This is a genomic window from Streptomyces sediminimaris, from assembly GCF_047049295.1.
Classification (GTDB): domain Bacteria; phylum Actinomycetota; class Actinomycetes; order Streptomycetales; family Streptomycetaceae; genus Streptomyces; species Streptomyces sediminimaris.
This window is the reverse complement of record NZ_JBJWOT010000001.1, coordinates 5919918-5933066: the sequence shown is the minus strand read 5'-3', so window position 1 is coordinate 5933066 and position 13149 is coordinate 5919918. Positions and strand designations below refer to the sequence as shown.

Annotated in this window: 8 protein-coding genes and 2 pseudogenes; 5 read left to right on the top strand and 5 right to left on the bottom strand. The window is 71.4% G+C overall.

The features are described 5' to 3' along the window. Positions 1 to 97: 97 nt before the first annotated feature. Complete coding sequence (locus tag ACJ9NR_RS27605) at positions 98 to 2425, bottom strand: polysaccharide lyase 8 family protein (RefSeq protein WP_412492259.1); 2328 nt, start codon at positions 2423 to 2425, stop codon at positions 98 to 100. Positions 2426 to 2578: 153 nt separating this feature from the next. On the opposite strand from ACJ9NR_RS27605, the gene ACJ9NR_RS27600 reads away from it, so the two are divergent. After that, positions 2579 to 3133 carry a YceI family protein gene (locus ACJ9NR_RS27600; RefSeq protein ID WP_412492260.1) on the top strand — a complete coding sequence of 185 codons (555 nt, stop codon included), beginning with the start codon at positions 2579 to 2581 and terminating at the stop codon, positions 3131 to 3133. Positions 3134 to 3341: 208 nt separating this feature from the next. On the opposite strand, the gene ACJ9NR_RS27595 is transcribed toward ACJ9NR_RS27600, so the two are convergent. Then, entirely contained in the window at positions 3342 to 6353 is a 3012-nt protein-coding gene (locus ACJ9NR_RS27595; protein WP_412492261.1) for a glycoside hydrolase family 3 N-terminal domain-containing protein, read from the bottom strand. Between the two features lie 127 nt (positions 6354 to 6480). Between ACJ9NR_RS27595 and ACJ9NR_RS27590 the strand changes: the two genes are divergently transcribed. After that, positions 6481 to 8382 (top strand): lectin, encoded by a 1902-nt coding sequence (locus tag ACJ9NR_RS27590; protein ID WP_412492262.1) that lies wholly within the window; start codon positions 6481 to 6483, stop codon positions 8380 to 8382. Here the strand turns inward: ACJ9NR_RS27590 and ACJ9NR_RS27585 are convergent. Further along, entirely contained in the window at positions 8376 to 8798 is a 423-nt protein-coding gene (locus tag ACJ9NR_RS27585; protein ID WP_412492263.1) for an ATP-binding protein, read from the bottom strand. The two genes, ACJ9NR_RS27590 and ACJ9NR_RS27585, sit on opposite strands and share 7 nt — an antisense overlap. 112 nt (positions 8799 to 8910) lie before the next feature. Here ACJ9NR_RS27585 and ACJ9NR_RS27580 point away from each other — a divergent pair, with 112 nt between their 5' ends. Both ACJ9NR_RS27580 and ACJ9NR_RS27575 read left to right on the top strand, forming a co-directional pair. Next, the gene (locus ACJ9NR_RS27580) at positions 8911 to 9717 is read left to right on the top strand and encodes a helix-turn-helix domain-containing protein (protein ID WP_412492264.1); all 807 of its coding nucleotides are present in this window, start codon (positions 8911 to 8913) and stop codon (positions 9715 to 9717) included. Further along, positions 9714 to 9929, top strand: a complete 216-nt coding sequence (locus ACJ9NR_RS27575; protein ID WP_412492265.1) for a DUF397 domain-containing protein — start codon at positions 9714 to 9716, stop codon at positions 9927 to 9929. Before ACJ9NR_RS27580 ends, ACJ9NR_RS27575 begins: the two co-directional genes overlap by 4 nt. A 46-nt stretch (positions 9930 to 9975) precedes the next feature. Here ACJ9NR_RS27575 and cimA read toward each other — a convergent pair whose 3' ends face one another. Both cimA and ACJ9NR_RS27565 read right to left on the bottom strand, forming a co-directional pair. Then, positions 9976 to 11580 carry a citramalate synthase gene (gene cimA, locus ACJ9NR_RS27570; protein ID WP_412492266.1) on the bottom strand — a complete coding sequence of 535 codons (1605 nt, stop codon included), beginning with the start codon at positions 11578 to 11580 and terminating at the stop codon, positions 9976 to 9978. Between the two features lie 318 nt (positions 11581 to 11898). Next, a pseudogene (locus ACJ9NR_RS27565) lies at positions 11899 to 12102 on the bottom strand (TetR family transcriptional regulator C-terminal domain-containing protein); the annotation flags it as partial. On the opposite strand from ACJ9NR_RS27565, the pseudogene ACJ9NR_RS27560 reads away from it, so the two are divergent. After that, positions 12072 to 13136: pseudogene (locus tag ACJ9NR_RS27560) on the top strand (cytosine permease); the annotation flags it as partial. The pseudogenes ACJ9NR_RS27565 and ACJ9NR_RS27560 overlap by 31 nt on opposite strands. Positions 13137 to 13149: the final 13 nt, after the last annotated feature.

Genomic DNA, 13149 nt, shown 5'->3' with positions numbered 1-13149 from the left:
GGCCCGTTTTCCTGGTACCCCTGAACAGAACCACGACGGCGTGCAGGCGTTCCGACTGCTCAGAGGGCGTCCGGCTTGTAGAGGTCGCACAAAGCCGTCAGCCGAGAGTCACCTCACATCGGTGGGTCGCGCATGACACTTCTGGGGTAATCCGCAGTCTCAGCCGGCGGCCGGTGCACAGGACCTCCACCGTCTCATCCGCCCGCACCACCGCGCGGACCGGGTGGTCCCAGGCGATCTCCAGCGGTTCGCCCGTCCGGGGTGGCTCGCTCACGCACAGGGTGGCGGTGCGGCCCCGGTGGCGGAGCAGCACGCTCGCGGCGGCGGAGGCGGTCAGCGCGCCCGCGGTGCCGGGCTGCCAGAAGTTGGCGGCCGTGAGGCCGAGGGAGGGGACGCGGACGGCCTGGCGGGCGCTGTCGTTGGCGAGCACTGTCAGCCAGTGCCGGTCGGCGGCGCGGGAGGCGACGGCCCGCCGGGAGGCGCCGGGCATCAGGACGTAGAGGTAGGCGGCGTCCACCGGGTCCGTGCCGTGGTCGAGCCAGAGGGTCTGCCAGCGGCGGGTGGCCCGCTCCGCCGTGCTGGTGGTGTTGATGTCGGACCAGGCGCCGGTGCGGTCCTCGCGCAGGGTGCGCAGCTCGCCGCCGGGGACCAGCCAGCCGCCGTGGCCCTGAAGGTGGGCCCAGCCGTGCCCGTGGACGAACTCCTGGGTGCCGCCCTCCCCCAGGTTGCGGTTGTCGACGACGGTCTCGACCGGGACGCCGTCGGTGGCGGTGATGCCCGCGCCGAGGCAGATCACCGCGTCCTCGGCGCAGAACCACGACTTGCGGGCCTCGAGCGTGGAACCGAGGCCCTTCAGATGCTGGCCGACGGCGGCGTACGTGCCGTCCGTCGTGCCGCCGACCCAGCGCACGTCCGGCTTGGGCGCGCCCCACTCCCCGCCCGCCCGGTCGGGCAGCCGCCTGGTGGAGACGGTGGTGCCGGGCAGCCGGTACCAGTCGACGGTGGGCCAGAACCAGTCCGTGTACTGGTCCGACCGCCCCGCCGGCCACCAGGAGAGCATCCCCGCGCCGGTGTGCCAGCCGCGCGGGTTCTCGCCGTTGCCGCACTCGTAGTACGTGATGCGGTCGCTGCACATCGCGATGTTCGCCGTGAAGCCCCGGCCGCGGTGCACGGCGCGGTCCATCGCCGGGAAGAGCCGGTGCCCGGAGGGTTCCGGGGCGGCCGGGACCGGTGCGGCGGCGACCGCGTGGAGGCGGGCCAGATCGGCGACGCCGAACCGGGGCGCCGTCAGGACCGGCGTGACCGTGTCCCGTTCGATCCAGCCCTTCAGGTACGACTGCCACCGCTCGCGTTCGGCGTCGCTCGCCGCGCCGGCCAGCAGCGCGATCGCGGCGATGACGCCCTGGCCGTGGAAGTGGTCGCTGCGCATCACGTGCAGGTCGTCGCTCTTGAGGTGACCCCGGCTGATGGCACGGCCGTTGACGCTGTCCATCACGAGCCCGTCGTGGATCAGCGGCGCGTAGGCGTGCTCGACGCTGTCGAACACGGTCTGCCGGGCGGGGTCGGTCACCTCCCAGGCGGAGCCCGCCAGGAGCGCGAAGAGGCGGCCGAGGCCGTCGAGCAGGACCTGCCCGTACGTCCCCGAGTACGCGACCCAGGTGTGCTGCACGAAGGAGCCGTCCGCGTAGAGCCCGTCCCCCTCGGTGACGTAGGGGAAGACCGGCGACAGCGCGTCCCGGGCGAGGGCGATCTTGGCGTCCGAGCGCCCCAGGACGCCCCGCAGGGCCACCGAGCGGCACAGGTCGACGCGGTTGGCGCCGGTGGAGGTGCCGGAGTAGTCGGTGAGCATCGAGTCGGGGACGAAGTGGTCCACGGCGGCGCAGACCGCGTCGATGCGCGCGCCGGTGAGCCGGTCGTGGAGGGCGGCGGCGATGTCCGTCAGCAGGCGGGGGCTGCCGATCTGCCACTCCCACCAGTTGCCGTAGCGGGTGGTGGAGGGGTTGTAGACGGTGGCGGAGAGGTGGTCGAGGCCGCGCAGGATGTCCGCGAGGAGCGCCGGGTCGCCGGTCGAGCCGGTGCCCTGCTGGACGTAGGCCTGGGTCATCGTCCACAGGCGGCCGTAGCTGAAGGTGATGCCGGCGGGCGGGTCGAAGGGGTGGCCGGGCCACAGGGAGGCGGGGGTGGGCGCCATGGTCGCCCGGGCGGCGCGGGCGAGTTCGCCGGTCCGGGCGAGGCGGGAGGCGTAGGGCTCCGCCGTGGGGTCGTAACCGGCGCCGAGGGAGAGGTCGAGCCAGCGGCGGCGCAGGGTGTCGTAGGGGTCCGGGGCGGCGGCGCGGGCGGTGGGAGCGGCCGCGGCGAGGAGCGCGGCCGTGAGTAACACGGCCCTGCGGGTGGGTCTCGTGGAGCCTCTGCGATGGGGGTTCATGTCCTGGGCGTCTACCACCACGGGGGCCTCTCGCCAACACTCCGCGAACTCCCGCCGACACTCCGCCGATGATGTTGAAACTTGAAGGGAATAGGTCTACGGTCGTTCCCGTTGATTAGTTCAAAGTTCAACATCAACCCGAAGGAGCATGTCATGGCGACCCCCGAGCTGACCGCGCTGACCGGCGACTACACGATCGACGCCGCCCACTCGACGATCGGCTTCACCGTCCGCCACGCGATGGTCACCAACGTCAAGGGCAAGTTCCTCGACTTCAGCGGCTCGCTGCACCTGGACGGCGGCGACCCGTCGGCGTCCACGGCGTCCATCGACGTCAAGATGGAGAGCATCGACACCGGGTCCGCCGACCGCGACGGTCATCTGAAGAGCGCCGACTTCTTCAAGATCGACGAGTTCCCGACCATGACCTTCCGCTCCACCCGGGCGGAATCCCTCGGCGGCGACGACTACCGGATCACCGGCGACCTGGAGATCCTCGGCACCACCCGGCCGCTCACCATCGACCTGGAGTTCAACGGCGCCGCCAAGGACCCCTTCGGCAACGAGCGCGTCGGCTTCGAGGGCAAGGCGGAGATCCTGCGCTCCGAGTGGGGCCTGACCTGGAACGCCGCTCTGGAGACGGGTGGCGTGCTGGTCTCCGACAAGATCAAGCTGAACTTCGACATCTCCGCGATCAAGAACGCCTGACAGGGCGGGACCGGGCCGTCACGGCACCGCGTGCCCGCGAGCGCCCGCTCCCCCGTGCCGGGGGGCGGGCGCCCGTCGTTCCGTGCGCCTTCCGGCGGCCGGCCCCGAGCCGGCCGCCGAAGTCACCGCCGCCCCCGACGCCCCCTCCCCTCCGCCGCCGAGGCCACCGGGGGCGAAGTCCGCGCCGGACAGGCCGCCGCCTCCGTGCTCAGGAGGCTCTCCAGGCCGCCTGAAGACTCCGCACGGCCGCCCCGTACCTCCCGGTGAGCGAGAGGTGGTCGGCGTCCGCGAAGGGTTTCGCGACCGCCGGCGTGATGTCCTCGCCCACCTTCCGCTGGACCATCAGCCGCGCCTCGGTGACGAGCGCGCGGCCGGCCCGGTCGGCTCCGGCCCGCTCGGCGGCCGCGGCGGCCACCGCGAGCGCCCGCAGCGTGAGCGCGCCGCCGCCGGGCACCCTGGTCAGCGTCGTCAGGCCCCAGCCGTAGGGGAACTGCGGGTCGTACGACGCGTCGCCGACGTTGATCGGTAGCTGGGCCTCGGACCGGGGCCAGGTGACCGGGAGCCGGCCGGTGAAGGGCCGCCTGCCGTAGAGCACGTCGGCCACGCCCTCGCCCTCCGTGCCCGGCAGCCAGGAGGCCACCAGCGCGTCGATCTCGCCGAGCCGGTCGCCGATCAGCTGCGGCCGCCCGGAGACGATCAGCACCGCGCACTTCATGGCCGCGCACACCGTGTCGACGGCCCGCTTGTCGGCCGCGGACAGCTGCAGGTCGTGGCCGTTGCCGACGTCGCCGACGCCCTCGGCGTACGGGGTCTCGCCGACGACGACCACCCCCGCGTCGTAGCCGCTCGTCGGCGCCGACGCGTCCTTGGAGTAGGTGACGTCGCCGCCCGCCTCCCTCATCCCCTGCAGGATGGTCGTGCCGGGGACGATGTCGCCGGACGAGCCCTGCCAGGTGACGGTCCAGCCGCCGCTCTGGTTGCCGATGTCGTCGGCGTTGGACCCGGCGACGTAGACCTTCTCGTGCTTGTGCAGCGGCAGCACGCCGCCCGCGTTCTTCAGCAGCACCTGCGACTCGGCGGCCGCCTGCCGGGCGACGGCGCGGTGCGCGGCCGAGCCGATCCGGGAGGCGTCGGACGTGTCGGCGTAGGGGTGCTCGAACAGGCCCAGCCGGAACTTCTGGGTGAGGATGCGGGAGACGGCGTCGTCGATCCGCTGCTCGCTGACGCGGCCCGCGTGGACCTCGTCGGCGAGGGCGGCGGCGAAGTCCTTGTAGCCGTACGGCACCATCATCATGTCGACGCCCGCGTTCACGGCCGTGCGCACCCGGGACGCGTAGTCGCCGGGCAGCTGGTCGATGGCGTTCCAGTCGCTGATGACGAATCCGCCGAAGCCCATGCGGCCCTTCAGCACGCCGTTGATCATGTCGGCGCGGGCGTGCATCTTCACCGCCCCCCGGCCGTCGCCGAGGATGTCGAGCGAGGAGTACGACGGCATGACCGTGCCGACGCCCCGCTCCACGGCGGTCCGGTACGGCGCCAGGTGGATCGCCTCCAGCTGCCGCCGGGTGACCTTGGTGACTCCCTGGTCGATGGTGTACGTGCCGGTCGTGGAGGAGCCGTACGCGGTGCCGCCGTCGCCGACGAAGTGCTTGGCGGTGGCGAGCACCTTGTCGTTCCGCTTCAGGTCCCGGCCGTTCGGGGCCCCCTGGAGGCCCTGGATGACGGTCTCCATGGACTCCACCAGGGCCGGGTCCTCGCCGAAGGACTCGTAGGAGCGGCCCCAGCGTTCGTCGCGGGAGACGCAGAGGCAGGGGGCGAAGTCCCAGGGGATGCCGGTGGCGCGGACCTCGGAGGCGGTCACCGCGGCCGTCCGCTCGGCGAGCCGGGGGTCACGCGTGGCGCCGAGGCCGATGTTGTGCGGCATGATCGTCGCGCCGACCAGGTTGTTGTGCCCGTGCACCGCGTCGACGCCGTAGACCAGCGGGATCTGGAACCGGGTCGCGCGCGTCCGCAGCTGGAAGCCGTCGATCATCTTCGCCCAGGCTGCCGGGGTGTTGGGCGTGGGCGTGGAGCCGCCGCCGGAGAGCAGGGAGCCGAGGTCGTAGGCCGCGATGTCGCCGCCCGCGCCGACGGCCCCGCGCTCGGCCTGCGTCATCTGGCCGGCCTTCTCCCGCAGCGACATCCGGGACAGCAGATCGGCCACGCGCCTGCGCACCGGCAGCTTCGGGTCCAGGTAGGGCAGTCCGTGTGCGTCGACGACGACCTGCGGGGTCTCGGCGGGCGGCCTGGCGCCGGTGACCGTGAGCTTCAGCGGGACCGTCTCGGCGGGCTCGGCCGACCTGTCCCGGAGGGTGCGGACCTCGACGGTCCGCGTCGCGCCGGAGGCGGTGCCGGCCGGGAAGGTGAGGGTGCCGGAGACGGGGGTGTAGTCCTTGCCCGGCTCGGCCGTGCCGCCCGCGGTCTCGTACGCGACGGTCACGGGCTCCTCGAGCGGGGCGGAGCCGGTGGTGGCGAGGGTGACCCTGACGGCGGCGGTGCCGCCCTCCTTCACCGGGTAGACGGCGGCGTCCGTGGTGACGGAGGCGCGCAGCGACTGGTCCGCCTTGCCGTACAGCTCGACGTCGTCCATGGCGAAGCTGCCCTTGACGCCGACGGGGAGGGTGACGGCGTAGCCCCACATCGAGGTCAGCCCGAGGACGTGGTCGATGCCGCCGACGGGCTGGTAGTCGGTGCGGTAGACGAAGTCGGTGAAGGGGATCTCGATCTGCTTCCAGCCGGTGAAGTCGTCGGTGAACGAGGTCGTCCACAGCTCGGAGGCCTCGCCGTTCGCGCCGCCGTCCTTGATCTCGAAGGCGATCTTCCCGCCGTCGTCCCGGCCGTCCCACCAGAAGCGGATGCCCTTGTGGGCCGACCAGTCGTGGCCGGGCCGGTCGGCGGCGAAGTCGTGGGTGAAGCCCCCGTAGCCGCTGATGTCGTAGCTGCCGGTGAGGACCCTCTCGCCCTCGGGGGCGTCGGGGCGCGCGGTCAGCCGAAGGGCGGGCGGATCGTCGGAGTCGCCGCCCCAGGTGAAGATGCCCTCGGCGGGCTGGGACGCGAAGGGGACCTCGCCCTCGAAGCGGTCGACGGGGACCGGGGCGGGGTCGTCGGCCGCCTGTGACACGGTCGGCGAGAGCAGGGCGGCGAGCAGGGCCGCGGAGACGAGCAGGGCGGTTCTTGGCATGGACCTTCCCTCGACTCTCTGGTTCACTCTGGCTCGAGCGGTTCACTCATGACTTAGATCACGTCGTGAGTTAACTAAGGCCCCGCAGACCCGTCAAGACGTCTCGTCAGGAAGGGACGCGCTCCCCATGAGAAGAACCCCCCACACGAGCAGGACCCCGCGCACGAGAAGAACCCCCCGCACACTCCGGCTGCTGCTGGCCGGCGTGCTCTCGGCGGCCGGCTTCACCGCGGCCGTTCCCCCCGCGCACGCGGCCGGTGAGCAGGTCACCGCCTATCTCACCACCACCGACGACTCCGGCGGACGCCATGTCACCCGCGGGCTCCAGGCGCAGACGCCGTTCGCCTTCCAGTCCGGGACCGGTGGCGGCGGCGAGAACATCACCGTCGACGAGAACACCCGGTACCAGACCTTCACCGGCGGCGGCGCGTCCTTCACGGACACCGCGGCCTGGCTGATGAACTCCAGCGGCGCGCTCTCCCAGGCCACGCGCGACGCCACCATGAAGAAGCTGTTCTCGCCGATGGACGGCATCGGGCTGTCGTTCCTGCGCAACCCGATGGGGGCCTCGGACCTCGCGCGCTACGGCTACACGTACGACGACGTGCCGGCCGGCCAGACGGACCCGAACCTGAACGGCTTCTCCATCGCGCACGACCTCGCGGACGTCGTCCCGCTGACCAGGCAGGCCCTCCAGCTGAACCCCTCTCTGACTGTCATGGCCTCGCCATGGACGGCACCGGCCTGGATGAAGGACAGCGGCTCGCTCAACGGCGGCTGGCTGAAGGCCGAGGACTACGGGGCCTACGCGGACTACTTCGTGAAGTACCTCCAGGCGTACCGGAACCAGGGCGTGAACGTCTCCTACGTCACCCCGCAGAACGAGCCGACCTGCTGCTCGGGCTATCCGTCGATGAGCTGGAACGCCTCCGGCATCCAGTACTTCCTGAAGAACGAGCTGCTGCCGAAGCTGCAGTCGGCGGGCCTGTCCACCAAGGTCCTGGCGCACGACTGGAACTGGGACGTCTACGACTCCTACGCGGCCCAGAGCGTGGACGACCCGGCCATCCGCGACCACCCCAACTTCGGCGGGATCGCCTGGCACGGCTACGGCGGTGACGTGTCCGAGCAGACCGCGGTGCACAACCAGTACCCGAACCTGGACGCGTTCGGCACCGAGCACTCCGGCGGCACCTGGATCGCCGACCAGCAGCGCGAGGACATGAACAACATCATCGACTACACCCGCAACTGGGCGAAGTCGGTGACCAAGTGGTCCCTCGCGGTGGACCAGGACATGGGCCCGCACAACGGCGGCTGCGGCACCTGCACCGGCCTGATCACGGTCCACAACGGCGACGGGCGGAGCGGAACCGTCGACTACACGGTCGAGTACTACGACATGGGCCAGCTGACCAAGTTCGTCCGGCCCGGCGCGCAGCGGATCGCCTCGACGGCGTCCTCGGCGGTGCCGAACGTGGCCTGGCGCAACCCGGACGGCTCCAAGGCGCTGATCGCCTACAACGGCGCCTCCTCCGCGAAGACGGTGACCATCGACTGGGGCTCGCAGCACGCCACCTACTCGTTGCCGGGCAGGACCTCGGCGACCTTCACCTGGTCCGGCACGCAGTCCGGCAGCGGCGCCCGCTCCGGCTCCTTCGTCGGCCTCGCGGGCAAGTGCCTGGACGTTGCGGGCGGTTCGAGCGCCAACGGCACGGCGGTGCAGCTCTACGACTGCAACGGCTCCGCCGCCCAGCAGTGGACCGTGCAGGGCGACGGGTCGGTCCGGGCGCTCGGCAAGTGCCTCGACGTGACCTCGGGTTCGACGGCCGACGGGGCGAAGGTGCAGCTCTACGACTGCAACGGCACCGGCGCGCAGCAGTGGTCGTACAACGCGTCGACCGGTGACGTCGTGAACACGGCGGCGAACAAGTGCCTGGACGTGACCGACAATTCCTCGGCGAACGGCGCCCGCGCGCAGATCTGGAGCTGCACGGGCGCCGCGAACCAGAAGTGGCGGCTTCAGTAGGGCGGCGGTGATCCACCGGGCCGGAACTCGCACCACACCACCTTGCCGGGCTCCCGCTCCCGCACCCCCCACCCATCGGCGAGGGCGCTCACCAGCAGGAGCCCGCGTCCGCCCTCCGCGTCCCACACCGGCCCCGGCACCCGTACCTCGCCGGGGCCGCTGTCGTGGACCTCGACGCGCAGGACGCCGTCGGTGGTGAGCGTCAGACCGAGGCGGAAGCAGCGGCCCGGCGGGACGCCGTGCAGCAGCGCGTTGGTGGCGAGCTCGCTCACGCAGAGCAGTACCTCGTCGCCGCGCCGGGTCAGGCCCCAGTCGGCGAGGGTGACGCGGGTGAGGTCTCGCGCCACGGCCACCGACCTGCGGTCGCGGGGGTAGAGGGCGGTGCGGGCGTGCAGGAGCTGGACTTGGGGATTCACGGGCCGACTGTCACAGGGAGTGACTAGCATGGGGCAGTGAGTGAAGTCGTAGTTCTGATTGCTACGAGTTCACTACGAGGACTCGGGGTGCCCACGGGGGAAGAGGTTGGCCATGTCGAAGAAGGTCGGTGCCTGGCAGGCGGTCGGTGCGCTCGTGGCGCACTACCGGAAACAAGCCCGTCTGACCCAGGAGCAGTTCGCCGAGAGGGCGAGCGTCCACGTCGACACGGTGGGCTCGATCGAGCAGGGCAGACTGGCGCTCCAGCCGGACCGGGCCGAGCAGTTCGACGAACTCCTGGACACGAAGGGGGCGCTGGCGCTGCTCGTGGCGCGGATGCCGGTGCGGGAGAAGGTGGTGCAGTTCGCGCAGTCGCTGGTGGATCACGAGCAGGAAGCGGTGAGCTTCCTGTCGTACGAGACGCAGGTGGTGCCAGGGCTGCTTCAGACCCGGGACTACTGCCGCGCCACCTTCGACTCCCGCTATCCGGCGCTCGGCAGCGAGACGGCCGAACAGTGGGTGGCCGCGCGTATGGAACGGCAGTTGATCTGGCAACGAGAACTGCCGCCCGTCGGACACTTCGTGCTGGAGGAGAGCATTCTGCGACGGCAGGTCGGCGGCCCGGAGGTGATGCGGGAGCAGTTCCACCAGATCCTGGAGTACACGAAGCCCGCGCATATGGGCTTCCAGATCATGCCGATGGACCGGATGCCGCACGCCGGTCTCGCGGGCCCGATGACACTGCTGGAGACCCCCGACAGCGACCGACTTGTCTATCTGGAAGTGCAGCGCGCCAGTTTCCTCGTGGACGATCCCGACGAGGTCAGGGACTATCACCACAAGTATGGAATGCTGCGGTCACAAGCCCTCTCTCCAGACGAGAGCGTGCGCTACGTGCACGGACTGCTAGGAGACCGATGAGCACCGTACTTCAGTGGATCAAGTCCAGCCACAGCAGCAACGAGGGTGGCAACTGCGTCGAAGTCGCCACCCAGCCCTCGTCCGTCCACATCCGTGACTCCAAGAACGCCCCCGCCGGAGGCGGCATAGTGACCGTCTCCCCCGCAGCCTGGACCGCGTTCCTGGGCACCGGAGGGCAGACCCCCGGCGAGGGGAACCGCACGCGCCGGTAGCGCGGTTCCCCGTGCGGCGCCGGGGGCCGGCGACCGTCCGCCGGTGTCACTCGGCCGGTTCCACCCCGGCGCGCAGCAGACCGTAGGTGTACGCGTCCTCCAGGGCCTGCCAAGAGGCGGCGATGACGTTCTCCGCGACGCCCACCGTGGACCACTCGCCCGCGCCGTCCGAGGTGGAGATCAGGACACGGGTGGTGGACTGGGTGCCGTGGACGCCCTCCAGGATGCGGACCTTGTAGTCGACGAGGTCGAGCTTGGCGAGCTGCGGGTAGATCTTCTCCAGGGCGACGCGCAGGGCGCGGTCCAGGGCGTTGACCGGGCCGTTGCCCTCCGCGGTGGCGACGATGCGCTCGCCCTTGGCGTAGAGCTTGACCGTGGCCTCGTTTGCGTGGGTGCCGTCGGGGCGGTCCTCGACGATGGCCCGCCAGGACTCGACCTCGAAGTAGCGCAGGGGGCCGCCCTGCACCTCGGCACGCAGGAGGAGCTCGAAGCTCGCGTCCGCCGCCTCGTAGGTGTAGCCCTTGAGCTCGCGCTCCTTGACCCGCTCGACCACCCGGCCGACCAGTTCGCGGTCGCCGCCGAGATCGACGCCGAGTTCCTTGCCCTTGAGCTCGACGGAGGCGCGGCCCGCCATGTCGGACACGAGCATCCGCATGGTGTTGCCGACCAGCTCCGGGTCGATGTGCTGGTAGAGGTCCGGGTCGACCTTGATGGCCGAGGCGTGCAGCCCCGCCTTGTGCGCGAAGGCCGAGACGCCCACGTACGGCTGGTGGGTGGAGGGCGTGAGGTTCACGACCTCGGCGATGGCGTGCGAGATGCGGGTCATCTCGCGCAGCGCGCCCCCGGGCAGGACCCGCTTGCCGTACTTGAGCTCCAGGGCCGCGACGACGGGGAAGAGGTTGGCGTTGCCGACGCGCTCGCCGTAGCCGTTCGCCGTGCACTGCACGTGGGTGGCGCCCGCGTCCACGGCGGCGAGGGTGTTGGCGACCGCGCAGCCGGTGTCGTCCTGGGCGTGGATGCCGAGCCGGGCCCCGGTGTCGGCCAGGACCGTGGAGACGACCGCCTGGATCTGCGCCGGCAGCATGCCGCCGTTGGTGTCGCAGAGGATCACCACGGAGGCGCCGGCCTCCGAGGCGGCCCGTACGACGGCCTTCGCGTACTCGGGGTTGGCGCGGTAGCCGTCGAAGAAGTGCTCGCAGTCGACGAACACGCGGCGGCCCTGCCCGACCAGGAAGGAGACGGTGTCGCGGACCATCTCCAGGTTTTCGTCCAGGGTGGTGCGCAGCGCGAGCTCGACATGCCGGTCGTGCGACTTGGCGACCAGCGTGATCACGTCGGCGCCCGAATCCAGGAGCGCCTTGACCTGCGGGTCCTCGGACGCCTTGGCGCCGGCCCGGCGGGTCGCGCCGAAGGCGACGAGCCGGGCGTGCCGGAAGTCGATCTCCTGCCGGGCGCGGGCGAAGAACTCGGTGTCCCGCGGGTTGGCCCCGGGCCAGCCGCCCTCGATGAAGCCGACGCCGAAGTCGTCCAGGTGCCGTGCGATGGCCAGCTTGTCCGCGACGGTGAGGTTGATGCCCTCGCGCTGCGCGCCGTCGCGCAGCGTCGTGTCGAAGACGTGGAAGGAATCGTCGAGCTCGCTGGTTGCGGTCATGGTGTCAAGGCTCCTGCTGTTGGATCCCGCAAGGATCTCGGTCGGTACCGGAATGACCGGCTCCACCGTCCTCAGTGATCCCTCGCGCTTTACTCCCGGCTGAAGGTTGGCCAGAAAAGCGAAAAACCCCTCGCGGGTGCGAGAGGTCTGCGCGCGGGTCGAGGACGACGGTGTCCGCCCGTACCTGGTCGTACGTGGCGGTCACTGCGGACCGGCGCGCCTGCTGCCGATAATCATGGCGAACGAGAGCACGGGGGCAGTCTGGCACACCTCGCCCGCGCGCTCACCGTCCGTCTCAGAATGCGAACACTGCGCTGATCACCGACGCGGGTCTGCCGGGCCGGGAGGTCGGTCGTCCGCCAGGAGCGTCTCGTCCAGGAACTCCCGTACGTGGCCGAGGACCTGGGGCCGGTCCGTGCCGCGCAGCCCGATCGCCACGTGGATGGAGAGGCCGTCGAGCAGCGCCCGCAGCCGGGCGGCGTAACGGTCGGGGTCGACCCGCCGGAACTCCCCGCGCGAGATACGCCGTCGTCTACGCGCTGCTCGCCGCGGCCACCGTCGCCGGCGCCGTCTACGGCTACCGGGTCCTGCTCACCATGTCCCGCGTCCTGGCGATCGGCATGACGGCCCTGCTCGCCCTGGGCCTCGTCGCGTACGGCCCGCACTTCACGGCCTCGGCGCTGCCCGCGGCCGGCGGCTACCTGCTGGGCGGGTTCTGGCCGACGTGGTTGCTGGCCACGGTGGCGGCGGGCCTGTCCGGACCGATCGCCTTCATCACCCTGCTCGGCGACTACACCCGCTACATCTCCCCGGCCCGCCACGCCTCGCGCCGGGTGCTGCACGCCACCTGGCTCGGCCTGATCCTCGGCCTGCTGGTCCCCCAGCTCTTCGGCACCTTCACGGCGTTCGCGGCGCGGGCGGCGACGGACTACGCCGGCCCGCTGGTCTCGGCCTCCCCGACCTGGTACCTGATCCCCCTGCTGCTGTCGGCCTCCGCAGGCTCGGTCGGCAACGCGGGCCTGATGCTCTACTCCATGGGCCTCGACCTGGACGCCATCCTGCCGCGGGCCTCCCGCGCCCGCGCCACCTACACGGTCGCCGTCGTCGCCACGGCCTGCGTCTTCGTCGGCCACTACTACTCCAGCGCGCAGGACGCGATGACGTCCTTCGTCCTGCTGCTGACGGCGATCGGCACCCCCTGGGCGGTCGTCACCCTCATCGGCTTCGTCCGCTGCCGCGGCGTGTACGACGCGGACGCCCTGCAGGTGTTCAACCGGCGCTCGCGCGGCGGCGTCTACTGGTACCGGGCGGGCTGGAACATCCGTGCCACCGTCTCCTGGGCCCTGGGCGCGGTCGTCGGCCTGCTCGCCGTGTCCCTGCCGTCCTACGAGGGTCCGCTGCTGGCCCTGACGGGCGGGGTGGACTGCAGCTTCCTGCTGTCGGGGCTGGTCGGCGGTGCGGTGTACCTGCTGCTGACGGCGAACGCGCCGCTGACGGGCGGGGCCGCCCCGGACGGTGTGTCCGAGGCGGCCCCGAGGGTCACGAGCCGGTTCTGAGCGGGCCGGGCGA